At 61.9% G+C, this 22,375-nt stretch carries 14 protein-coding genes; 5 read left to right on the plus strand and 9 right to left on the minus strand.

Annotated features, from left to right (window positions below; genetic code table 11):
* Positions 1 to 165 precede the first annotated feature (165 nt).
* The 3 genes from dnaG to nikR all read right to left on the minus strand — a co-directional run bounded on the left by dnaG (position 166) and on the right by nikR (position 5,249).
* Positions 166 to 2,070 carry a DNA primase gene (dnaG, locus tag HUN39_RS04625; RefSeq protein WP_175093319.1) on the minus strand — a complete coding sequence of 635 codons (1,905 nt, stop codon included), beginning with the start codon at positions 2,068 to 2,070 and terminating at the stop codon, positions 166 to 168.
* Positions 2,071 to 2,234: 164 nt separating this feature from the next.
* Positions 2,235 to 4,655: a TonB-dependent receptor gene (locus HUN39_RS04630; protein ID WP_175093320.1), complete on the minus strand. Its 2,421-nt coding sequence runs from the start codon at positions 4,653 to 4,655 to the stop codon at positions 2,235 to 2,237.
* Positions 4,656 to 4,781: 126 nt separating this feature from the next.
* Positions 4,782 to 5,249, minus strand: coding sequence for a nickel-responsive transcriptional regulator NikR (gene nikR, locus HUN39_RS04635; RefSeq protein WP_175093321.1), 468 nt, complete (start codon positions 5,247 to 5,249; stop codon positions 4,782 to 4,784).
* A 1,005-nt stretch (positions 5,250 to 6,254) separates the two neighbouring features.
* On the opposite strand from nikR, the gene HUN39_RS04640 reads away from it, so the two are divergent.
* Genes HUN39_RS04640 through HUN39_RS04650 form a run of 3 tightly spaced genes read left to right on the plus strand, consistent with a single transcriptional unit; the run spans position 6,255 to position 11,607 of the window.
* Positions 6,255 to 8,525, plus strand: a complete 2,271-nt coding sequence (locus HUN39_RS04640) for a TOMM precursor leader peptide-binding protein (protein WP_175093322.1) — start codon at positions 6,255 to 6,257, stop codon at positions 8,523 to 8,525.
* A 1-nt stretch (position 8,526) separates the two neighbouring features.
* Positions 8,527 to 9,972, plus strand: coding sequence for a SagB/ThcOx family dehydrogenase (locus tag HUN39_RS04645; RefSeq protein ID WP_175093323.1), 1,446 nt, complete (start codon positions 8,527 to 8,529; stop codon positions 9,970 to 9,972).
* 48 nt (positions 9,973 to 10,020) lie between these two features.
* Positions 10,021 to 11,607, plus strand: a complete 1,587-nt coding sequence (locus HUN39_RS04650) for an amidase (RefSeq protein ID WP_232365906.1) — start codon at positions 10,021 to 10,023, stop codon at positions 11,605 to 11,607.
* A gap of 313 nt (positions 11,608 to 11,920) precedes the next feature.
* On the opposite strand, the gene HUN39_RS04655 is transcribed toward HUN39_RS04650, so the two are convergent.
* The 3 genes from HUN39_RS04655 to HUN39_RS04665 form a co-directional block, all read right to left on the minus strand.
* Complete coding sequence (locus HUN39_RS04655) at positions 11,921 to 13,381, minus strand: glycosyl transferase family protein (protein WP_175093325.1); 1,461 nt, start codon at positions 13,379 to 13,381, stop codon at positions 11,921 to 11,923.
* A 111-nt stretch (positions 13,382 to 13,492) separates the two neighbouring features.
* Positions 13,493 to 14,668, minus strand: a complete 1,176-nt coding sequence (gene wecB, locus HUN39_RS04660; RefSeq protein ID WP_175093326.1) for a non-hydrolyzing UDP-N-acetylglucosamine 2-epimerase — start codon at positions 14,666 to 14,668, stop codon at positions 13,493 to 13,495.
* 80 nt (positions 14,669 to 14,748) lie between these two features.
* Positions 14,749 to 14,904, minus strand: coding sequence for a hypothetical protein (locus HUN39_RS04665; RefSeq protein WP_175093327.1), 156 nt, complete (start codon positions 14,902 to 14,904; stop codon positions 14,749 to 14,751).
* A 455-nt stretch (positions 14,905 to 15,359) separates the two neighbouring features.
* Here HUN39_RS04665 and HUN39_RS04670 point away from each other — a divergent pair, with 455 nt between their 5' ends.
* Complete coding sequence (locus HUN39_RS04670) at positions 15,360 to 18,239, plus strand: bacteriophage N4 adsorption protein A (RefSeq protein ID WP_232365908.1); 2,880 nt, start codon at positions 15,360 to 15,362, stop codon at positions 18,237 to 18,239.
* A gap of 83 nt (positions 18,240 to 18,322) precedes the next feature.
* Here HUN39_RS04670 and HUN39_RS04675 read toward each other — a convergent pair whose 3' ends face one another.
* From HUN39_RS04675 to HUN39_RS04685, 3 genes are all read right to left on the minus strand, one after another.
* A complete protein-coding gene (locus HUN39_RS04675) occupies positions 18,323 to 19,354 on the minus strand; it encodes a hypothetical protein (protein WP_232365909.1) in 1,032 nt (343 codons plus the stop codon).
* A 230-nt stretch (positions 19,355 to 19,584) separates the two neighbouring features.
* Complete coding sequence (locus HUN39_RS04680; protein WP_175093328.1) at positions 19,585 to 20,610, minus strand: adenylate/guanylate cyclase domain-containing protein; 1,026 nt, start codon at positions 20,608 to 20,610, stop codon at positions 19,585 to 19,587.
* Between the two features lie 1,215 nt (positions 20,611 to 21,825).
* Positions 21,826 to 22,107, minus strand: coding sequence for a hypothetical protein (locus HUN39_RS04685; protein WP_175093329.1), 282 nt, complete (start codon positions 22,105 to 22,107; stop codon positions 21,826 to 21,828).
* Positions 22,108 to 22,157: 50 nt separating this feature from the next.
* On the opposite strand from HUN39_RS04685, the gene HUN39_RS19415 reads away from it, so the two are divergent.
* A complete protein-coding gene (locus HUN39_RS19415) occupies positions 22,158 to 22,286 on the plus strand; it encodes a hypothetical protein (RefSeq protein WP_269750300.1) in 129 nt (42 codons plus the stop codon).
* Positions 22,287 to 22,375: the final 89 nt, after the last annotated feature.

Raw genomic sequence — 22,375 nt, forward strand, 5'->3', positions numbered from 1 at the left:
CCCCGAACCAGGCAAGGCGCAAGTTTTCCAAAAATAGCCAGAGAGGCCGGCCCTCTCTACGCCAAAGCGCGGCAAGCGGACGAAAAAGCCCGGCCGACCGCACCAAACCCTCGCACCGCCTGCTAGCGGCGCGCTTTCCGTCCCCTCTTCACCCCGGCGCTAACTTCACAAGTTCCGCGACGGCCGGCCGGAAAGCGATCCATATCCTTCCACCGCTGCTTCTGCGCCATCTAGCGCCGACAATTGAGTCTGAATATCCTTCAGCCGCGCATTATTCCGCTCGTTGGGGTTGTCGGCTAGCAGAGCTTGCACCGCGCGCAACTCTCTATTTAACGCCAATGATCTGCGATGCAAGGCGAAAGCCTGTCGCAAACTCTCGCCGGCGTCCGCCGCCGCAGCCTCGGGGCGCACGCTCCAGAGCGTCGAATGGGCGGCCATCGCCTCGAGCCGGGCGACCGTCCGTGCAAGTCCAAGCGACGCCAAAAATGGGCGAAGCTCAAGTTTATCGCTCGCGTTGCTCTCCGCGAACCGCAGGAGCGCGTCGCGCAAGTCGCGCGCGTCGGCGGACTCAAGATCAAGCGTGGCCAGATCCTCCGCGCGGGAGTCGATGAGATCTGGATGATTAATGAGAATCAAAAGGATAAGCGCCTCGCGCGGCGCAATCGCGGACTTGACGCCGCGAAACAGCGGCGAATTCGCCAGGCCTGGTCCAATGGTCAAGGCGCCCTCGTCGGAAGCGCGCCGGCGACCGCCCGCGCCTCGCCGAGGGACGTCTGGGCGTCGAAACTGGCCGCGCCGATCCCGGCCGAAGAGGCGCTCCAGCCGCTGCGCCAGCTCCTGGAGGTAATGACGTCGCAAGTCGTCATCGCCAATCTGACCAACGATCTCGCGCAGCCGCCGCTCGAGGGCGGCGCGGCGCTCGGGCGTATCCAGCGTCGCCGCATCGGTTTCGCGCATCCACAGGAGATCGACGAGCGGCAGCGGGTGGTTCAGCGCTTCCGCGAGCGCCTCGGCCCCGCTTGAGCGCAGCAGTTCGTCTGGGTCCTGGCCGTCCGGCAGAAGGACGAATCGCAGCGATCGGCCAGGGCCAATCAGCGGCAGCGCGGTATCGACTGCTCGAAAGGCGGCTTTTTGTCCCGCCTTGTCGCCGTCGAAACAGAGGATCGGCTCCTCCGCCAGCCGCCAGAGCAGGGCGCATTGCTCCGGCGTCAGCGCAGTGCCCAGGGGAGCGACCGCGTTGGGGAAACCCGCAGCGGCCAGCGCGATAACGTCGACATAGCCCTCGACGGCGATCACCGCGCCGGTTTCATGCGCCGCCTTGCGGGCGTTATGCAGATTGTAGAGCGTCGCGCCCTTGTGAAAGAGCGGCGTCTCGGGGGAATTCAGATATTTCGCCTGGGCGTCCGCCTCCAGGGCGCGTCCGCCAAAGGCGATAACCCGCCCAGCGCGGTCGCAGATCGGAAACATCACCCGATTGCGGAAACGATCGTAAGGAACGGCGATATCCTCGCCGTGGACGAGCAGGCCCGCCTCGATCATCGTTTCGACGCTCGCGCCTTTGGCGGCGAGGTGATCGCGCAGCGCATGGCGCTCGGGCGGCGCAAAACCGAGGCGGAATTTTTCGCGCGCGGCCAAGGAAATCCGTCTGCGGTCGAGATAGGCGCGCGCTTCGCGACCCGCGGCGCCGGCGAGCTGCTTTTCGAAAAAGACCGCCGCCGCCTCCAGCGCCTCGCCCAGCGTCGCGCGCCGTCTGTCCTGTTCTTGCTGCTCTTTCGTCTCGACGGGCAGCGGCAGGCCGGCGAGCGCCGCCAGCCTCTCGACCGCCTCGGGGAACGAGAGCCCCTCCGTCTCCATGACAAAATCGAAAATGTTGCCGTTCTTCCCGGCAGAGAAGTCGAACCAACGCATCTTCTGGTCGTTGACGTAAAAGGACGGGGTCTTTTCGGCGTTGAAGGGCGAGAGGCCCCGCCATTCTCTGCCTTCCTTCCGAAGCTTCACCTTTTGGCGCACGACCTCGGAGACGGGCAGGCGCGCCCGTATCTCATCGAGGAAGGAAGGGGAAAAGCGCATCGGCTCTCCCTAGCACTCCTTTGCGGCAGGGAGCGAATTCACCGGGATCATGGTTCGCCCGCCCGACTCACGGCCAGATAGCGGAGCATAATGTTGAGACAGAAAATGACCGAAGCGGAAATCGACGCCGCCGTCGCCGTCGATTCCGATTGGGCGGAGCGCGGCTAGTCCGACACGATCCGCAGCGGCGCTGTGAAGTCGGGCAGCGACTCAAAACTGATCGGACCGCCGAACGTCAGGCGCACGGCGGTGGGCTCCAGCGGCTTGAAATGCCGGTCCATCACCCCGACGCCGCAGACCGCGCTCGGCGCGACGCCATTGACGCATGCCGAATACAGCGGATCGGTCGGCAGCAGCGAGCCATAGCCATAGGTGATTTGATCCGACCGAGAATTGAACACGTTGAACGCGTCGACCTGCAGCCGCCAGCCGTCCGCCCAGCGATAGCCGAGCCGCGCGCTCAAGGTGCCCGTCACAGGAGACTGGAGATAGCCGTCTTCGGTCAGCGGGCGAGAGCCGATGTAGCGATATTTCAGCGCGCCGAACCAACCTGTCGCTTCGCCGATTTCAAGGCCGCCCATTGCTGTAATGCCGACGGAATTTTGCAGATAATTGCCCGGCGCGTTTCCTAAAAACGTTCCATAGGGCAGAGCCTCAGGCGTGATCAGATCGAGCCAGGCGAACGCCTGCAGCTGATCCACGCCGCGATAGCGCGCATGCACCAGCGCCACGTCGCCGTCGAAGCTGATCCACGAGACCGGCCGATAATGATTGGCGAATTCGATGCCGTAACGGCGGCTCGGTCGGCCGAAAGTCGTGGTGCCGCTGTCGCCCTCGAACTGGTTCTCGGAATCGAGATTGAGCCAGAAGAAGCTCATGCTCGAATCAAGTCCTTCGATATATTTGGTGCGCCAGCCAATCTCCGCGCCGCGCGACTTCACCAGAAGCGGAATGGAGGAGACCGTAAGGAAGCCGTCGGTGTCGGAAAGTTCCGACGCCGAGAAGCTCTGCACGGCGCCGCGCGCGTCGGTGGAATGGAAACCTTCGCCATAGTTGAAATAGAGTTCCGTCTTTTGGAAAGGCCCAACGATGATCGAGGCCTTGGGGCTGAACAGCGACGCGTCCTTCGAGTTGCTGTTGAACGGCCCCGTCCAGAGGAAGGCCGGCAGCCCCTCGCTGGTCGCGATCACCGGCGCGCCCAGAAGGCTCTGCAGCGAATTGACGTTGGCGTTATAATAGTCGAAACGGCCGCCCGTCACTGTGCGCAGCCATGGCGACCACTGCACCGTCGTGTCCGTCCACACGCTGACGCTGCCTTCGCCGACCGCATCGTTGCGCACCGTGTCATAGGGCGTGCGACGAAAACTGTCCTGCAGGCCGAGTCGAATGTCGTCGTAACGACTTTGCAGGCCGACGCGGGTCTGGACTGGAAGACCAAAACTGTCCCACTTGATCGCATGCTCGGCATTGACGCCGACCATGGTGCGCCGGTCGAATTGGCGGAACTGGTCGCCAAGGGTTTGATTGGCGAGGTAGTAGGTGAAGTTGTTGTAGAGATCGAGCGTCGAATGCATGACATAGAGTTCGACGCGAGAGGCGTGATTGCCCTCAGTCTGGCTCCAGCGGCCAGAGAGCGAGAAGCGGGTGGTGTCGCCGCCGTCAGTCGGGTCCAGCGTCCCCCAGAGTGATTTCAACCCGCTGTAGACCGCTCGCTCCGGAATCTGGTCAGTCGAATACCATTTGTTGGCGTAGCCCATAAACGTGACGGCGGCGCCATCGAGCTGCGTTCCCCGCGCCCAGCGCAGGACGCTGTTGATCCGGTGCAGATTGTCGCCGCGCTCCCAGGGTCCGTTGTAATATTGCGCCTCGACGGCGCCGTAGGCGGAGCCTCCGGCGAAATCCTGATAAGGCACGACGGCCAGCGCCCGCGCGTAGGCGAAACTTCCGCCGGTGACCTGGAAAAAGCCTTTGTCGATTTTGTCCTTATACTGCATGTAAATCGAGCCGGCCGAGGAGAAGTCTCCGTCCTGCGCGTCGTAAGGCCCTTTGCGCGCCAGCACATAGGCGAGAAGTTCAGGAATAAGGAAATTCGCGTCCGCGTAACCCTGCCCGTGACCATGGGTGCGCATGTTCAACGGCATGCCGTCGAGATAGAGCGCGAGATCGGCGCCGTGATCGAGGTTGAAACCACGCAGGTAATATTGATTGGCTTTGCCGTCGCCGCTGTGCTGCGTGACGATAAGGCCTGGCACGATTTCGAGCGCCTCGCCGGGCTGCTTGAAGGGCAGCGCGTTCACCTCCTTGCCGGTGAAGAATTTCTCGCTTGACGAGGTGATTGGCGGCGGTTGGGGTCCCGACGGCTCAGCTGGGGGGCGACTGACCGCGGGGACGACCGGCGACGGGCGCGTCGAACTGACGATGCGCGTCCCCGATGGCGTATGCACATGGGGAACGGTCACGGTGCGCCGCTGCCCGCCAACATCGATTTTTGGCAGGGAAATCGTATGCGCAAAAGCGTCCGTGCCCAGAAGAACGAGGCCGACGACGACGGAGGAGACGGAGGTCGCGAGGCGGCGGCGGCTCATTTCGTGGGTTCCCGTACGTGCGCGCTATTGTGATTTTTTTAGAAAATTGTCTTACGCGATGCGTTGGGTCAATTGGCTCGAAACAATTTGCCGTAAGCGTTGCCGATTTGCCACAGACGACGCGCTCTAGCTGGAATGGTGCGGGTGGCGGCCGGTCGTGTGACGATCGACGTGGGGCGTTTCGCCTTGCTCGAGATCCGCCGGCAAGACGACGAGCTGCCCGTATCGAACGCCGCGCTCGCCGATCACATGCCCGGCGAAGTGCTCGACATCCGTCTTCTGGCCCTTAAGCAGCGACACTTCGAGACAGGTCGCTTCATCGATGTGCACATGCAGCGTCGCGATCGACATGTCGGCGTGAGAGTGATGGTCATGCATCAGTTTTTTCGACAGCTGCCGCGTCTCGTGGTCGTAGACGTAAACGAGCGCCGCCATGCAGGGGCGGGCGCTGTCATCGGTTTCGGGCGTTTTGAGCAGCCCTGCGCGGACGAGATCGCGAACGGCCTCGGAGCGATTTCGATGGCCGCCAGTCTCCATATACTGATCGAGCGCGCTCATCAGCTCTTCGTCGATCGTTATCGTTACGCGCTGCATATGACGGCTCCGGCTGTTCGCGCCTCCGCCATGCGGTCCAACCCAGCACAAATCCGGTAGCGCGACCGCTCGTTCATTACGCCAAGGCGCATAGGCCGCCAATAGTCTTCGTCGGCGGTCCGAAGCGGGCCGTAGCCTCAGGAGTTCTGGCGCCCAACATGTTTCTTGATCGCGCAGCCTCGGATGCCGTGTCGCGCGTTCCCGAAGCGGCGATACGCCGGATCGACTGAGCCAATATCCCGGCGAGCCGGTCCATGACGTTAACGATGTGCGCGGGAAGGCTTTGGCGGGCTCATGCGTAGCCGGCTTCATTCCATCGGCGATCGTCGAGACATTCGGGCTCGCCTTTTACCGGATGAGTATTGACCAGCGTGCGAGGAGCGCTATTGTCTGCATCCGTGCGGTTTTTGAGATTTTTTGGGAGGAGTCTATGGCGCGCTCATCGGACAACCCACAGAACAAACATCGAGGCAAGAAAGCCCTCGGCGTGATGGGTGTATCTTTGTCGCTCGCAGGCGCTGCCTGCGTCGATAGTTCTCCTGCTGACGCTTCGACGGCTCCGACGACGAGCCGGACGCGTACGATCGACCTCCGCGAACAGGAAGTGTTCGACGTGGGGCTGAATTCGTTCCGCCTTTTCGATCGCGAAGAAGTTCCGGCCGTCAAGACCGAGCAGGTCGCTTGGTGGTGGGGATGCCGTGGCTGTAGAGGCTGTGGCTGCCGTGGTTGCCGCGGCTGCCGGGGCTGTGGCTGTCGCGGTTGCGGCTGCCGTGGTTGCGGGTGACGCACCGCTGCACATTTGACGGCTGAGCGGCCAGGTCTCGATAGGCCGCCAGCGCTTCGGGCCGATGCCGTGGGCCGAGGCGAGGCGTGCAGTTAGGTCGTGCGGAGCATTTACATAGTGTTCCGCGCGGGTCTGTGGGTCTACGTGCGTCTCTCGGATTCCTGAATCGAACAAATCTCGTCGCTCCTGGGCGCGACGAGATGGGGGCGCGCGACAGCCAAATGACAATTGACGTATCTAAACCGCTTGCGCCGAAGCCGGTTTCACAAGAGCGGTTAGGCGACAAGGTCCTTCGATTCTCGCCCAATTTTTCGGTCTATGTCCTGCCGCCTGACGTTGTCTGTCTCTATTCGGAGGACAGAAAGTTTTTCCTTCGTGGCGCGCTCTATTGCGCGCTGGCCGAGCGGATCGGCGCGGGAGAGGAGCCCGACGCCATACGCAAGGCGCTCTCCGCAGAGTTTCCCGTCGACTCAATAGACGAGGCGTTCAAGCGGCTGCTTGATCGTCGCTTCGTCGTCCCAGCGGGCGCATCCGATGGCGTCGCGGCGGCCTACTGGGCGAGTCTCGGCCTGCCGCCCGACCTCGCCGCGAAAAATCTGCAAAAAGTGTCCGTTCAGATCGAAACTCTCGGGATCGGCGGCGCGCGGGCGCTGGAGGAGGCGCTGGACGTTTTCGGCGTCAGGGTCGTGAAGCGCGGCGGCGATCTGACCATCGCCCTGGTCGGCGATTATCTCGAAAGCCAGCTCGCGGATTTCAACCGCCGGCGGCTCGAGAAAAAGCAGGACTGGATGCTGGTGCAGCCTTCCGGCGTTTTCCCGCTGGTCGGCCCAATCTTCAGCCCGGGCAAGAGCGCCTGCTGGAGATGCCTCGCCGATCGCATGAACTGGAATCGTCAGGTCAAGGCATTCCTCGGCCGCAAGGAGGCGCGCTGCGTCGCTGTCTCGCCGCTTGGCGCCCATCCACTCGGCCTGAGCGGCGTTGGCCTCGCCGCCGCGGAAATCGCCAAGGCGATCGCCAGCGACTTCCGCACCGATCTGCACCAGCATATCGTGAGCCTGGATCTGATGGGCTCGACCGTCGCCCGCCATTATGTGCCGGCTCGGCCGCAATGCCCAAGCTGCGGCGACCCCGAGATGCGCGATCCCGCGCGAGCGCCCACGCCCATCCCGCTGCATGCCGGTAGCGCGAGCGTCGTGACGAGCGGGGGCTACAGATCGGTCGCGCCGGGCGACACTCTCGCTCGCAATCGCAAGCATGTGAGCCCGCTGACCGGCGTCGTATCGCATCTCGATCGGATCAAGAGCCAACAGCCGCTCGACGCGAGCTTTGTCGCCAGACATAATTTTTCGCCGCGCCCCGAAACCGTCGACGCCCTTCAGGCCGGGCTGAGCGGAGACAGCTATGGCAAGGGCAGCGTCGCTGAACAGGGCGAAGCCAGCGCGCTGATGGAGGCGATCGAGCGCTACTGCGGGATTTTCCAGGGCGACGAGATCAGGACAGTCAGACGATTTACGGATTTCCCGGCCGGCGAGGCGATCCTGCCCAACGACATCCTGCTCTATAGCGACGCGCAATATGAGCAGGGCGCGAAAAGCGGCGGCTGCGGCGAGGGCGCACAGCGCTTCGATCCCGCCGCGGAGGCGGAATGGTCGCCAGTGTGGTCGCTGCGCGACGAGGGCTTCAAATACGTTCCCACCGGCCTTCTGTATTTCTTTCACGAGTCCGGCTGCGCCAATCAGATCAGCGCGGATTCGAACGGTTGCGCGGCGGGCAATACGATCGAGGAAGCCATCATTCAGGGTTTCCTCGAACTCGTTGAGCGGGACGCATATGCGATCTGGTGGTACAACCGTTTGCGTCGTCCGGAGATCGATCTCGACAAGCTTGGCGACAGCTATGTGCGCGACCTGCGCGCCGTTTTCGCGAGGATGGGCCGCGACGTCTGGGCGCTGGACGTAACGAGCGATCTTGGCATTCCCGTCGTCGTCGCCGTCGCCCATTGGATCGAGGACGGACGGGAATATATCGAAGTCGCAGCCGGCGCGCATTTCGATCCAAGGATCGCGACGCTGCGCGCCATGACCGAGCTCAACCAGTTTCTTGCCATCGAGAGCCTCGGCGGCCGCCCCGAACTCGGGCCCGACGACGATTATGGAGGCGACCCTCTGCCGTTGCGCAAGCACGCCTATCTGCGGCCGCAGGGCAAGGCGTCGTTCGGGCGGTCGCGGTTCAAGAATTTCTCCCAACTCGACGGCCGCGACCAGGTGCTGGCCTGCGTCAAGCTCGCCGCGCGGGCCGGACATGATTTTCTCGTCCTCGATCAGACGCGTCCGGACATTGACGTGCCGGTGGTTCGCGTGATCGTTCCGGGACTGCGGCACTTCTATCGCCGCTTCGGCCCCGGCCGTCTCTACGACGTGCCCATCGCGCTGGGTCTGCGCAAGCGGCCGGTGCGCGAAGCCGATGTCAATCCTTTGTTCCCCCGTACCTGATTTGCTTAGCGAAGCCTCCCAACCCCTCGCGCCGCCGCCACGGCTCTTCGCACGGCTCAATCCTGGCGTCACGCTCGAGCGCAACGCCACGGGCGGCGTCTCCGCCCTTTTCGACGGTCGGGCCGTGGAGTTCGGAAAGTTTGGCGCCGATGTCACAGAGCGCGCCGCCGACTTCGAGACGGGCGTGGCCTTCGATGGGGCGCGGGACGGGGAGATGAGCGAACTTGTCCGGAGGCTGGCGCTTTACGGACTCGTTGAATATCGCCTGGCTCGCGCGCCCAGCGATCCCGATCTCATCGTCGTCGAGCCGCAGATGCGCGATTATGCGCCACGGATGATCGAAATCGACGAGGATCGCCCGCTAGCGCTGTCGCGCTTCGCCTATATGCGGCGGCGCGGCGCCGACTTGGTGCTCGAATCGCCGCGCGCCATGGCGCTCTTCCGGCTGTGCGACCCAAGCGTTACAGCAATGATCGCGCATCTGTCGGAGGCGCGTACGGTGAGAGAGCTCCGCAAATCGCCCAACTTTCCGGGCGTCGAGCTGCTGGCGCTGCTCCTCGATAGCCAGATTCTGTTCACGCCCGGTCATGATGCCGACAAAGCGCTGCGCGCAGCCGAAGGCGACGGCGATCTCGTTCTATGGGACTTCCACGATCTGCTGTTCCACACCCGCAGCACCGATGGACGGCACGCCAATCCCTCCGGCGGCCTTTACGCCCACGCGGATCTCGCAGCGCCGCCGCCCGCGGTGCGGCCGAGCTGGCCGGGGCCGGCGATCGACCTGAAGACGTTTGAGACGGCGCCGCCTTCGGACTTTGCGACATTGCTGCGGCGCCGACGCTCGACTCGCGCCTTCGATGAGCGGCGCTTGATCACGCTGGCGGAGGTGGCGCGGCTCCTCGACGGCGCCGCAAGAATCATATCGCGAGAGCGTGCGCCAGACGAAGACCAGGATGAGCCGGAGTTGGAGACCGCCCCTCGTCCGTATCCGTCGGGCGGCGCGAGTTACGAATTGGAGCTCTATCTCGCCGTTGATCGATGTGAGGGCTTGGCGCGCGGCTTTTATCATTACGACGCCAGCCGCCACGCTCTTGTTTTGATCGAGACGAACGCGCAATGGCTTACGGCGATGCTGGAGGACGCGCAATTCGCCATGGGCGCGCCGGCGGTCCCGCAAGTCCTCGTCACCATGGCGGCGCGTTTCGGCCGTGTGTCCTGGAAATATAGCGGCTTCGCCTATGCGCTTGTTCTGAAACATGTCGGCGTGCTGATGCAGACGCTCTATCTGATGGCCGCCGAGATGGAGATTGGCGCCTGCGCGATTGGCGTCGGAGATATCGACCTCTTCGCCAAAATGACAGGCCTCGCGTTTCACGTCGAAGGGTCGGTCGGCCAGATCGCGATCGGACGCGGCGCTCAAAGCGATTCAACGCCCGTCGCCGATTGACGGCGCGTCGCCAGCGCGACTGACAGATCGGCGGTCAGGGATCGTTCAATGACTGGCGCAGCACGACGCGATGTTTTGATCGGAGCAGGGACAACCGCTCTGGCGGCCGCGACTGCCCCATGGTCGGGCGGGGCGTTGGCTCAGAAGACCCATTCCCTTCCCGCATCGGAGTGGGATTACTGCACGATCAAAGATCTCCTGGCCGCGTTGCGGGCGCGAAAGATTTCCGCGCTGGAGCTCACGGATCGCACGATCGCGCGCATCGAGACGGGAGATCGCCGCGTCAACGCCGTCGTTGCCCGAGACTTCGAACGCGCCCGCGAGGCGGCCAAGGCGGCCGATGTCGCGCTGTCTCGCGGCGGAACGGGCGCATTGCTTGGCGTCCCGATGACGGTGAAAGAATCCTTCGATATCGCCGGACTGCCGACGACTTGGGGCGACCCGCAATTCAAGCGCTTCATGCCGCAAGAAGACGCCTTGGTCGTCGCGCGCTTAAAGAATGCGGGCGCCGTCATCCTCGGCAAGACCAATGTTCCGCTGATGCTGAGCGATTGGCAGACCTACAATGACATCTACGGCACGACCAACAACCCTTGGAATCTTCGGCTCACGCCAGGGGGATCCTCGGGCGGCTCGGCGGCGGCGCTCGCTTGCGGTTTCGGGCCGCTGTCGATCGGCTCGGACCGTGGTGGTTCGTTGCGCGCCCCAGCGCATTATTGCGGCGTCTATGCTCACAAGCCGTCATCAGGTCTTGTGCCTAATCGCGGACTGACCCCGCCGGGCGCGCCGCCTTTGCCGCGCGACTGCGATCTCGGGGTCATCGGTCCAATGGCCAGAAGCGCTGCGGACCTCGCGCTTGCGCTCGATGTGATCGCAGGACCGGACGAGGAGCGCGGCGGCGTCGGCTACCGGCTGGCGCTGCCCTCCGCGCGGCACGATAACCTCAAGGGCTTTCGCGTTCTCGTCATCGACACGCATCCGCTTGGCCGTACCGCGAACGTGGTGCGGGCGGCGCTCGGTCGGTTGTCGGAGCGGCTCGTCCGTGCGGGCGCCAAACTCGCGCACGCCAGTCCTTTGCTGCCCGACCTTGCCGATTCTGCGCGTCTCTATGTTCGGCTGTTGTCCGCATTTTGGGGCGCGGATTTGCGACCCAGCGTCTATGTCAGGCTTCGCGGCGCGGCCGCGGCGCTGTCGCCCCGGAACCGGAGCCTCGCGGCCGAACGTACCCGCGGCGCGGTCATCAGCCATCGGGATTGGCTGGCGGCGGACGGGGCGCGGAGCGCGCTTCAGGAGCGGTGGCGAGAGCTCTTTCGCGAATGGGACGTCGTGCTCTGCCCGGCGATGCCGACGCCCGCTTTTCCACATGATCATTCGCCGATCGAGTCGCGACGCATCGAGATCGACGGCCGATCCTACGCCTATCTCGATGCCCAGATTGTATGGGCTGAGCTCGCCACGACCTCCGGCCTCCCGGCGACGGTGGCGCCGATCGATCGAACCAAGACCGGCTTGCCGATCGGCGTGCAGATCATAGGACCTTACCTCGAAGATCGCACCACGATCGGCTTCGCCAAACTCCTCGAGCGGGAGTTCGGCGGTTTCGCGCCTCCGCCGGACTTGTGCGTAAATCATTAGCTCGTCCGCAACGCCGCCATCCGCGCGCTTCGTTTCTCAACCGGCGGATCGCCGGCGCTATTCTCTCCGGCGGCGACGGAAACGCCTGACCGCCGGATTAATAAGCCGAGCCGTCACTGACGACCACCACAGAGCGCCAGCCGAAGCCGCGCATAAGACGTTGCTGTCGGCGAGCGGCTTCAGGTGGTCTCCATAACTCTAAGAACAGGGCTGTCTCGAGCGGGAGTTCGGGTGTTTCGCGCCTCCGCCGGGTTACGCGACGGGCGGCATATCACGGCCCCGACAGAACGCTATGCGCTCCAGATGCTTCAATTTAAGCTCGAACTGCTTCAGCATTTTGAGCGGGAATGGTGTGGCTCGTTTTGTCCCAATTCAACGGTTCTCCGCGCACTTTGTGGCGCCAAACGAAAATATAGAGCGCGCGCAATGCCGAAGAAAAATTAATGAAGTTCGAGAAAACGACCCTCGGCGCCGACATCAACCCTTGGCCCAACCCATAGATCGACGTCGCAAAGATCATTCGCTGGACGAGCCGGTTGATGAGCAGGACGATGTTGACGAAAAACAGCAGCCGCAGGGTCGGGTTGAGCATTGCGTAGCCGGCGATGAGCCATTCTTCGCTCAACCTTCCAAGAACAAGGATCGCAACAGCGTTGAAAGCCAGAAAATAGGCCACGACGGCGATAATGCCGGACAGGATGCCCTTGCGATCGCGTAGAAAAAAGATTCTCTCGGTAAGCGTGTTCCCCCAGCCGAGCTTTGCGGCTCCCTGGAAGCCGATTCCCAGAAGCCAGCGCGCACGCTGGCGGTAGGCGGCGCGGTAGTCGCTCGGAAAATTTTCTCTCGTCGCGATCGCGAGCGGTGATGCGATCCGTTGCACCTGATCAGTCCCGAGCGGAATATCGAGCGTATAGGGGGCCTCATTGAGAACGAACGCGGACGTCAGGCCAAGCGATTTCATGGCGAAGGCGACGTCGTAGTCCTCCGTCAAAGCGATGGGGTCGAACACCTCGCCCCGACGCCAGGACTTCAGAGCTTCAATCGCTTTTCGGCTGAAGCATGCGGCCACGCCGGCGCACGGAACAACGCCTGTAAGACGCTGCCGGACAAACAGATCCTTATTATGAAACTCCGCGAATTCATCCATATAGGTGCCCGCGGTCATCTGAAGGACCGAGCGCCTGAAGGAGTATACCGGGATCTGGATGAAGTCGAAGGTGGCGAGGAGCGCGCTGAACAGCGGAAATTCCAGCGGATGAATCACATCCTCGCTGTCGTGGAGCACAAATCCCTCAAACTTTATGTTTGAGGCTTTCTCATATTCGCCGATTTCCGCGATGAGCGCATTGAGACAATCGGCTTTCGTCGTCGGCCCGTCATGCGGACCGATGACAAGGCGGACATTTTTTGGAAGTTCCGCCGCCGCTCTCAGCACTTCCAGCTGAGTCGCGGCATCATTGGGATAGGCGCCAACAAAAAAAACCGTCGTCGCGGAATGGACGGCGTTGGTCTTCAACATTTCGTAGATGACATCCTCTTCGCGCCAGGCCGGCACCATGACCGCGAGGGGGCGTTGCCGCTGTTCAAGCAGCGCCTGTTCAGAAAGCTGAAATCGTTCGGCGCGGATCCTTCCTGAAAGTCTCATAAGCCAGTAAACAACGTCGATGAAGACATCGTCGAGGCTGTAAAGAATAATGGCGACGCCAAAAACAAGGAAAAGTCCCACCAGCGCGTCGACATAGGCGACGGTGGCGTCGGTCAGGTCAAAAAACATCGGTCGTCCTTAAGCTCTTCAGCCTCGCGTGTTCGGCAGATTGAGCGCGCGTCGGACTTTTGTTTGTGCGCCTTGCCGCTAAGCGTCGGCATGGCGAAGCGCTGAAGCGGCCTAAGCCGCCGACAACGCCGGAATCGCGCGCACCAGTCGCGCACGCATCGCGGCGACGATCCGCTTCGCCGCATGGCCATCGCCATAAGGGAAAACCGGGACGGCCATGCGGGCGTATAGCGCCGGATCGTCGCAAAGCTGAGAGATCGCGCTCGACACCGCGGCGGAGTTTGTGCCGACCACGCGAACCGCTCCGGCGCGAACCGCCTCAGGCCGTTCGGTGGTATTCCTCAGCACGAGGACGGGCTTTCCCAGCGCGGGCGCTTCCTCCTGGAGACCGCCGCTGTCGGTGACGACAATCCAGCATCTCTTCAGCGCCGCGACCATGTCGGCGTAGTCGATCGCATCCGTAACCACGATGCGCGGATGGCCGCCAAGAATCCGGCGCGCCGGCTCATGAGCGTTCGGATTGGGATGGCTGACGAAAAACAACCCGAGGTCGTCATGCCGCTCGACCGCCGCCCTTATGCCCCGTAGCGCGTTTTCAATGGGCGCCCCGAAGCTCTCCCGCCTGTGCGCCGTTGCGAGAATGACTCGCGGCAAATTCGGAAACCCCTTCGGGGCAGGCAATTTGCGCGCCGCCGTCTGCAGCAAGGCGTCGATGCCCGTATTGCCCGTGACGAGACAGTCGCCAGGATTGACGCCTTCACGCAGGAGATTATTGAGCGACGCTGAGGTCGGAGCGAAATGCATGGCCGCAGTCAGTCCGGCGATTCGCCTGTTGAGTTCTTCCGGATAGGGATCGTTGAGATTTCCCGTGCGGAGCCCCGCCTCTATGTGCATGAAAGGCACGTTCTTGTGAAATGCGGCGAGCGACACGACCGCAACCGACGTCGTGTCGCCCTGGGCGATGAAGCAGTCAGGTTGAACTTCGTCGATCACGCGATCCATCTCGGCGATCACCTTGCCGAATAGCTCGTTCAGCGAGCCGTTTCGACGTTCGAGGTCCAGCCGGCGCGAAGGAACCACGCCAAAATCCTTTAGGGCTCCTTCAACGACATCAGCGTGCTGGCCGGTCGTCACCACGTAGGGAAAGGCCCAATCCGAATGATTGAGTTCGGCGATGACAGGGCCCATCTTGATGGCTTCGGGTCGTGTGCCAACGACGCATAAACAGCATAGTTTTGATTTACTTAGGCGAATGTCGCCTTTCTTGAGGCTTGTCAATTCGTTCATCTCAGCTCCGCTCAGGGTCGCCAGTTTAGTGACCTGTATAAATTAGAAGTTCTGAACTGTCGAATGAACATTTAGACATCTCAGCGGCCTGTAAAAAAAGCTATTCCGATAAAGGAGATAGACAAACCCAGCACCATCAGCACGACAGCTCCCGCCGCGCCAAAAAAGAATGCTCCGATGAAGCCGGCGAGGGATATCAATGTAAACAGCACGAGGACTAACAGCATAAGTTTCATTTGGCTTCTGCTCCTGCATATGCGGTCAAGGTTGGGCTTCCGTGTACAAATCTTCTGGGCGCTCCATGGGTCTAAGTATAGATTTTAAATTAAGTTTCTAGTATGATGCAAAACATAGGAATGCGGCGACCTTGCGAAGAGCCATCGTCCCAGAGTTCGAGGCGCGCCCGCCCGATTTTGCTTCATTCGCGGTTATAGGTTAGCAAAAACAATATGTTTTGTTCCTGATTCGCGTGACGCGCGTTCGAAGATTCCGATGTCGGAATCTCGGCTTTTTGCAACGCAGATGGAGCGCAATCGTGCGGCGGGTTTTTCGAAGGCCTTGCGCAACAATCCTCTTTTTGGCGCTGGCGCTGGCGCTGGCGTCCACGACGCCAATCGCTGCTCGCGCTGGTGACAACGACGGCGTTCGCGAGGAGCCGCGGCCAGGCCAGCCTGGCTATCAGGAGCTTGCCTTGGCGTTCGCGCGTCTGGCCAAGGGCGATTACGATGGCGCCCTCAAATACGCGCAGCGGGCGCGAAGCCTCGCGCCCGCATACGAGATGCCCGTCCGCCTGCTGGCCGACATTCTAAACAAATCGGGACGAACCGGCGAGGCGGTCGACGTCATTAACGCCTTTGTCGTCAGCCATAATCATTCGATGGCGCTGATCGCCCAGCGCGGGCATCTGCGCAAGCGACTCATGGACGTCGCCGGCGCCGAGGCGGATCTGCGCAGCGCACGAGACAGCGGCGCGCTGACCCAAGAGCAGGCCGCCGCGGTCGACGTCGCGCTCTTCGATCTTGCAATGAGCGTCGCATATAAGGACTTCAACGAGTCTCGGCTGAATGAAGCCATAGAGAAGGCGCGAGCGGCGCACGAACTCGATAAAAAATCGGAAGCTCCCGTCGGGCTTATCGCCGAAGCCTATAGCCGACAGGGCCGGGCGCAGGCGGCTCTCGACGAGCTGAATCGCTATATCTCGCAGAATAAGGCGAGCGGGCGTCTTCTCGCCCAGCGCGGATATTTGCGTCGCGCCATGCAGGACTTGAAAGGCGCGGCGGCGGATTTCGAAGCCGCGCTCGCCGCGCCCGACATTGAGCCGAGCCAAACGCTGCCATTGCGCAACGCGCTCGCGGAAGCTGTCAAGGCTGAGCATGATAGCATTGTGCAAGCCGAACTCGCGGAGGTTTACGCAGCGATCGCGAAACGCGATTACGCTCGCGCGGTGAAGGCGGCGCGCGACCTGCGCGCCAAATATCCAAGCGCCGAAGCGCCGCTATTTGCGCTCATGACGGCGTTGACCAAATCCCGGCAGGTAAAAGCAGCGGTAAAAGAAGCGGATGCGTTCATCAAGGACAATACGCCGAGTTCGACGTTGCTCGCGCAGCGCGGATACGCCCGGCGCACGATTGGAGACCTGCGCGGCGCCATTGCGGACTTTCGGGATGCGCTCGCGCAGCCGGCTCTCGAGCCCGCGCAAGTGAAAAGGCTAAAACTCGCGCTTGCGGAGGCGGAACGCGCGAATGAACAGGGCGGTTCGCCGGTCGGCGCGCAGGCGACGCCCCTGCAGCAAGCGCTCAACAGCGGCTATGACGCGCTAAAAGCGGGGCGGCCGGACGAGGCTGTGCGTGCGGCAAGAGAGGCGCATAGTCTCGATCCCAAAGCGGAGGAGCCTGTTCTCCTCCTCTTGACGGCGCTCCTTCGCCAAGGGCGCAAAGCCGAGGCGCTTGCGGAAGCGAACCGCTACCTTGCGTCTGTCCCGCAAAGCCCGAGGGTGCTCGCACAGCGCGGGTTCATGCGGCGTCAGGCCAAGGATATGAGCGGCGCCGTCGCAGACTTCGAGCAGGCCTTGAAATACGGACTTCCGGCCGATCAGAAGCTCAACGTCACGCGGGCGCTTGATGAGGCGCGCTACACGCTCGTCGCCGAAAAGGCCTTCAAGGCTCTGGCCGCTCGCGATTGGGTGAGCGCGTTGCGTTATGGCAGGGCGGCAGAGGCTTTCCCCCGAGCCGACGAGGCCGTTTTTCGCGTGACGATCGCCGCGCTTGCAGGGCTTGGCCACACGGATGAGGCGCTACGGGCGTCAAACGCGCTCATCGCGCGAGGCAAGGCCACGGGCCAAGCCTATGCGCAAAGGGCCTATCTTCGTAAGACGCTCGGAGACGGCGCTGGCGCGCTTGCGGACTTTGTGAAAGCGCTTGATCGGGGAGGTTTGCCTTCAGCGCAAAGGATGGCGGTCGAACTCGAAATCGCTACCGCCAGGTCGTCTGCGTACGAAAAACAGGGAGATCTGATGCGCGCGCGCGCCGAACTCGTCAACTTCGCGCAAACGCATCCTGGCTACGCTGCCGGCTGGTCAACGCTTGGCCAATTTTATGCGCGTCAAAAGGAATATGCCGCCGCCGTCGCGGCCTTTGAGAATAGCCTCGCGGTCGAGCGCAGCGGCGAAGTGTTGCTGAACGCGGGCTATGCGAGCGTCTATGTCGATCGCTCTAAGGAGTCGCAGTTCTTTCGGGAAGCGCTCGACCGCTGGTCGAGCGATCCCTCACTCAAAGCCCGGCCGGCCCGCGATCGAGATGTGATCAGAACGCAGGTTGTCGAGGCGGATGCGAGCGTTCGCACCAATGTGGTGTTCAACGGCATCGCCGATCGTCGAAAACGCTGGGGCGGGCATCAGCTTCAGCCGAGCTTTGAAACGGTCATCCGGTTCGATGGGCGCTACCTGCCGTACATATTTGGCCTCGAGGGTTTGATCGGCGGCTTTTGGTCCCAGGACCAGACACGCTTCACCGAAAGCTATTCGCGGCTCGGTTTGCGCTTGCGTCCGTTCGACGGCGTTAATTTCTCGGTGAGCGCTGAGTGGCAGCACTATTTCACGCGAAACGCGCCGTTCAATCAGCTCGCCTTGTCATGGGGCTATGGCTACGGCGGATTCGCCTATTCGAGCGCCTCAAGCGCGGGAGCGGCCGGCGCGATCGAACCGACAGACATGAGCTATCCGCATGAGACGACATGGCAGCCGCTGACGAGCTTTGCGACCTATGGCACCTACAGGGCCGGCGAGCGCCGGTATCTGCAGAACGCGGTGGGTTTGCTTGGCTATTCCTACTGGGACGCCGACTCGCGCGTCGTGCTCGGGGCGGCTGCAATGGGCATGGCGACATATGATAGCGCGGATACCCGCCGATTTGCCTTTGGGGCAGGTCCGGCGCTGGTCGCGCGCACATGGCTGGGCGGAGACTTCTATCGCGCCTTTGACGGCATCTTGACTGCGCAAATCGGCTATTTGTTCCCCTTCGGGGAGAGTCGCCGTCAAGGCGGTCTCAACGCGACAATCGGAATTTCCTTTTGACTGCACGCATATCCGGGGTCCGCCTCTGACGCCGGGACTGCGCGATGTGGCACCCGCCCAGAACCCGACCTTGCGGCGCGTCCCTATTTCAAATAATCCGCTAAGGCGCGAGGAATCGTCACGACGACCGAATGGAAATACACTGCGGCGTCCTCGGAATAGAATCCGACAAGCCCATTCGAATAGGGTCTTTCTCGGTCAGTGAAGGTGGTCAAGAGCACGCCGTCGACGAATGCCGAAATCGTCGTCGACGTCGGGGTGACGGCCTGAACAATTTTGACGACATATCGATTTCCGATCGGATAAATCGGTCGATTTCCCGACGCCAAGAAGCGCTGGTCGCCGGGATAAGCAGGGTCCGCCTTGCCGAGTTCCCAGCCGTTCGGCTTCGGGATGAGGTAATAGAAATGCGTTTTGTCGACGTAGTCCCACAAAAGCCAGCCCACTTCCCAAGGATTTGGCGCATTCTGCCGACGCAACTGCTTCTCTGTGTGCAGCGAGGCCTCGATGGTGAAATTGCCTTTGATCTCGACGGGCCAAGACGGATGCGGCCCGCTGATCAGCCCGGCATGCGTTTCGTTCCCGGAATTTGACTCCTTCGGGCGTATCGCCAGCGCCTGGCCATCGAAAAGGCGGGCGACCGAGTTCGAACCATAGCCGTGATAAACGGACTTCCATTTGTGAGCGAGAAGCCCGCCATCTTCGATCCGGGTTTCAGGCCCGTGAGGAACCGCGCTGTCAAAAATATCGGAAAGGATGATGCGTTCCGGCGTTACCGTCACGACAGCGCGACGCGACCTGGACGTCGCGCCTTTCTTGCACTTTATCGTATAGGTCGTCGTGCGGGCGGGCCGTACGACAACATTGCCCGACACGTCGTGGACGACAAAATTCGGATCGCGCGGGCGGCTTGAACTCATGCAGACGTCGGCGTTCGTTGCGGAAAACGCCAGAGTCGCCGACTGACCCGGATTGATCATCGTCGGCTTCGCCGACAGTGCAGCAACGGGAGCGTTCCTGATCGTTTCCGGGCGCGTCGGCGCATCCTCAGCGGCGGCGTCGGCCAATGAGATCGACGCCAAGGCGATCGATCTCAGCAAGAAGGCCCATTTCATTTAAGCCAAGCCACGGATGGCTCCCCACTCGCAAACGCAACGCTCCGAGACCGCCACTTTACTCAACTTTGCCGATCCGCGATGAGGATTCCACGGCTAGGCTTAATAGGCCCGAGCGAGCCACAGGCGATTTGGCGCATGAGCCTGACGGCCGCAGCTTGATTTGGTTGCTCGTGAACGTCGCGTCAAGCATCGTTAGCGCGCGAAACCATCGCGCGTTTGAGGCGGCGTTAGGAAATCGCCCGTTCGTCCTGCAGACGGCTCGCCGGAGTCCATTGGTAGACCTCGTAACCGTCCACCACCTTGCCTGCATCGTTGAAGCCTCCGCGCTGCTGCACGGGCTCGATGATCTGCTTCGCGCAGGCGATCGTGCCTGGCAGCGCATATTTCTGCATATGGCCGGCGATATCGATGACGCGGTCGCTCATCTCCTCCATCGGCGTGTGCTCGTCGTAATAAACGTGCCCGGCGTTGATGCCGCAACGAACGGTGAAATTCGATTTGATCATCTTCACATTGGCGTTGAACGCGTCGAGACCGGCGATCACTTCCTTGGCGGATTTCAGCGCTGCGTCGATCGAGGGAAAGCAGGCCATGACGCCGTCGGGCGTCCACGCCGCCTTCAGCGAGCCGTTGCTGCGGAGCTTGCTGTCGACGAGATCCTTGTATTCACGAAAATCATGCTCGATGAATGTCTTGTCCTCGCCGAGCTTCATCTTGGTCGAATCGACGACGTCGATAGACAGAAAGGCGAGGTCGCGGCCCATCGACTCCAACTGACGCTTGGCGTCGCCCATGACCTTGAGCAACTCCGCGCGGCTCTTGGGGTTGCGCGCATCCATCGTCTTCATTTTTTCCTTTACCGGCGCAAGCACCCGCGCGTCGGCCGGCGCCGCGGACTGCAGCGCCTCGAAGTCACGCTGCACCGTCGTACGGTAGATCGCGGTAGAAACCTTGTGCCGCAGTGTGTCGACCCACATGCGCCCGAAGAGGAGTCCGCCGACGATAAACCAACGCGCCAGCTCATAGCCCTTGAAGTTGGTCGGGACCAGCGACTTGACCCACCGGATCATCCGCGCGTCAAAGACTTCGACATGTTCAATCCAGCGGTATGACCCCGCATGCTTGAAATAAGGCGTGACGAGCGGGAGCAGGACGAGCGCAACCGCGACGAGCAGGGCGATGTTCAGCAGCCCGAGTAAGACTCTGGCCAGCCTCAGACGGAGCGGGGATCCGGGATTGCGCGAATGATCCATGAGCTTCTTTCAATCCGAGCTGGGGACGCCGATCGCCAGCGTTATCGCACGCGCAAATCGGTCCGCGCAATTCTGGACCGATCTTCGACACGCACTCAACGCAAGTACCGAAGTTCCTTGGCCAATTACCGCAAGGCGCGCCTGACGCGATTTAAAATTTTCGGCGCAGATCTACGGCGAGCGCCATCCGCTGCGCTTGCGCTGCATGCCCCGGGTCGAGCCCGAGCGCTATCAATTTTGAGTCTCAAGATAGGAGAGAACGCCCCGAGCCCGGATGCACGCGCGGAGCGTTTTTCTATTGTTGAGGGAGTCCTTATTGAGGGACTTCTTGGTCGAGAGAATCCCTACTTGGATTGGTGAAGATCTTTCGCATGAAGCGAATCCAATAGCTCATTGCCCTTCAGCGTAGAGACCCGTGCGGCCGTTCCGTCTTCGTTGCATTTCCCGCTCGTGTTTTTCGAGCCAGTGCATTGGCGGCTCCCGTCGGCGGGGCATTCGAAGACGACGTCGTTTGTGCATCCGACCAAAGAATTGCCTTTGATGCCATAATTGCAGGTTTGCCCTGCGCCGTGCATCCGATCGCACGCCGAGATAACGGCGCCAACGGGCGCCGCAATCGCAGCCGAGACAGTCACAGAAAAAATAAGCGCGAGCGCACATGTTCGGGGAAAGGTCGTCCTCATGGCAAATCTCCAAATTGCTGTTTTGGCGTCGCCCTCCCAAAGCCCTTGAAATTGTAGAGCCCAATTCACGGCGAGGAAGATCGCGAGAGAGGTTACGTTTCCGGGCTGCTCGTTCTTTCCGCGGTCAGAGCCCTTGCGATCGTCTGCGCGACGGCTTTGGCGTCGGCGCCCGACGGCCGATTGACGAGTCCGCGACGGCTCGGGTCATCCTCAAGATCGACATAGGCGGGCGCGGCCACGAATGCGGAGGCGAGCGACGGGCCCAGCGGAGGGTGAGAGAAGCGACCCCTAAAGCTGCCCCCAGCAAATTTTGCGGGTATTTCCGCGGGCGCCGAATTTTGCGTAACGGATTGCATGAGTGGTGGGCGCACAAGGGCTCGAACCTTGGACCCGCCGATTAAGAGTTATTGGAAATATAAATAAAATCAATATGTTGATAGGTCAGCCCGTGCGCCTTTCATATGAAAGTCAGACGAAAGTCGCACGGATTTTGTCAGGTCGCGCTTAGCTGGCGTCTTCCTCGATCTCGATCTCATAATCGATGACGCCAGCCGGCTGGCACCGCCGCGCCATTGAGATTGATCCCGAGCCATTCCGCCGCCCCGCGCAGCCGCAGCGGCGCGTTCTGGAAGCTGAACTCCACCGGCTGCGGCTGCGCGCCCGTGCCGACCGCCGGCATGTTCAGGCGCGTCGCGCCCATCGTTCCGACCGCCGTTCCGAGTGTCGTGTAATTCGCCGTGCCGACCGTCGACACGACGCCGGTCGCGGCGCCATCGGTGGTGTCGAGCTTGACGCCCGTCACTGCCGTCAGCACGGCTCGAGCCGAGCGTTCCGGCGGTCGAGCGCCGCACGAGCTGCTCCGGCATGTTGCCCTGCGCCGTCGCGACGCCGCCGATGCGGATTTTCGTCACCCGCAACGTCTTGGTCGCTGACCCCTGGATCTGGATGACGTCGGTCGGCGTCGCGACGGGCGTGAAGGCGACCCCGGAATAGCGATAGGTCGGCCGAGGCACGAAGTCGAGGCCGCCAGCGCCATCGGCCACCAGCATGCGGGAATGCGCGTCATAGGGCGTTTGCTGGAG

It is taken from the genome of Methylocystis silviterrae (genome assembly GCF_013350005.1).
In the GTDB taxonomy this organism is placed as follows: domain Bacteria; phylum Pseudomonadota; class Alphaproteobacteria; order Rhizobiales; family Beijerinckiaceae; genus Methylocystis; species Methylocystis silviterrae.